1 protein-coding gene is annotated in these 2,041 nt (G+C 30.0%); it reads right to left on the bottom strand.

Annotated elements, in window-relative coordinates; all coding sequences use genetic code 11:
• Positions 1-183 precede the first annotated feature (183 nt).
• Positions 184-1,458 carry a group II intron reverse transcriptase/maturase gene (gene ltrA, locus RR409_RS21080; protein ID WP_332559735.1) on the bottom strand — a complete coding sequence of 425 codons (1,275 nt, stop codon included), beginning with the start codon at positions 1,456-1,458 and terminating at the stop codon, positions 184-186.
• Positions 1,459-2,041 lie beyond the last annotated feature (583 nt).

The following is a 2,041-nucleotide window of genomic DNA, read 5'->3' on the forward strand; positions in this document are numbered from 1 at the left end:
TATATTAGAATCTTTTGCAGATATAGGAGCAACAATTAGCGATAATTTTAAAGTGCCCACACCATTTATTGGTACTAGTTTTTTAGACAAATTAAAATAGAGTAGAGAATAAATAATTAGTTTATTTATTCCCTCTCACACCACTGTACGTACGGTTCACGTATACAGCGGTTCAATTTATATTTAAATATGTACTTTTAGATAATGGTCTAGTGGAAACACTAGTCCTTTTTGTTTTAGTCTTTTATTGGATACAGCCATATGAAGTATTACAGTTTTAGCTACCCAAAAATAGCCTTTTCTTGTATTCGCAACCATATAGGCACTTTCATGTGTGATACCTAACTTTCTTAGGTTCTTATATTTAGTCATAGGCTTTTTCCAGTATTTCCATATTATTGTTCTTATTCTATGCCTTAATAGTTCCCCAATCCTTGTAGTTACTACTTTCATATCTGCAATTTTAAAGTAATTAATCCACCCTCTAATAACATAGTTAAGTTTCGTTATTCTTTCATCTAATGAAATACTATAACTTCTGTTAGTCAATCTTTTCAGCGTTCTCTTGAACTTTTCTACTGACTTTAAATGAGGCTTTGATTTAATTGTTCCTTGTTTACTTGTATAAAATCCAAATCCAAGATATTTAATATCTTTAGGCTTTGCTATTTTACTCTTTTCAATATTAACCTTTAACCCAAGTTTCTTTTCTATAAAAGTCTTTATAGAATTCATTACCCTATTTGCAGATTTTTCACTCTTAACAACAATTAAGCAGTCATCAGCATATCTAACAAAATTGAGTTCTCTTGCTTCTAATTCTTTATCAAGTTCATTCAACATTATATTAGATAATAAAGGACTTAAGTTTCCTCCTTGTGGAGTTCCTATATTAGTATCATTTATAACACCATTTATCATAACCCCACTTTGTAAGAATTTTCTTATTAATGATATAACATCACCATCATTTATAGTTTTTGATATAATATTCATTAATCTATCTTGATTAACTGTATCAAAGAATTTTTCTAAGTCAATATCTACTATCCAAGTATATCCGTCATTAAATAATTCTAACACTTTAACTATAGCCATTTCACATGAGCGTTTTGGTCTAAAACCATAACTACTATTACTAAATTGTTCTTCATATATTGGACTTAGTACTTGCACTATTGCTTGTTGAATAATTCTATCAATTACCGCAGGTATTCCAAGATTTCTTTTCTTACCATTTTCCTTAGGGATTTCTACTCTAAGTACTGGTTGCGGTTTATATTTTCTATTTCTTATTTGTTCTTTAATAATTTCAAAATTTATTTCTCCTTTATTAAATCTTTCCATAAACTCAGTTGTATTAATTCTATCTACACCAGCACTGCCTTTATTGCCTATTACTTTATTAATTGCATCAGCAATATTACCACCACTAAGTATCTTTTCTAAAAGTTCCATACTTGTTTCTTCCTTTCTTTCATCGTAAATAAATAAATCATCATTTTTAATTATCCTCCAAGATACGCTTGTATTTCCATTATTAACACATTCTGATTATTATTTATTCCAGTTATAGTTTTAGAAACTATATAAATTGTTCAGTCCTTCAGTATTTTACCATACCTACTACGACGTCGGCTGACTTCTCATAGTAAACCTTTTTCGACCACTGTACCAGTTACTGTTTTAAAGATTATGGATTTGGTGTCTATGAGACCTCCCAGGGTAAGACATATAACTTTCCTCGTTTACTTGCCTAATTTACTGCATAAAGTTACGCATATCTTTTGGACTTTAGTTTGTTATGCAACCTTATCCATTTATACAGCCTTAATATTAGATTTTTATACATCAAGCCACGATTTTGTTTCGCACTTCCTCCAGCTCACACCTCACGATGGAAACCTTGTGTTTCTCTAGTGGTTGGTCGATATGTACCCCCACAACGGACTTTCACCGTTTAGTTATATGCCATGCCTGGCACACATAAAAAGATACAATTTTTATAATTGCATCTTTTTTAATTATTTTTATATAAATA

This window comes from Clostridium sp. (assembly GCF_036642255.1).
Taxonomy (GTDB): domain Bacteria; phylum Bacillota; class Clostridia; order Clostridiales; family Clostridiaceae; genus Clostridium_J.

Coding starts and splice junctions, on each gene's coding strand:
- ltrA (WP_332559735.1), bottom strand. CDS start 1,458: ATGGAACTTTTAGAAAAGATACTTAGTGGTGGTAATATTGCTGATGCA.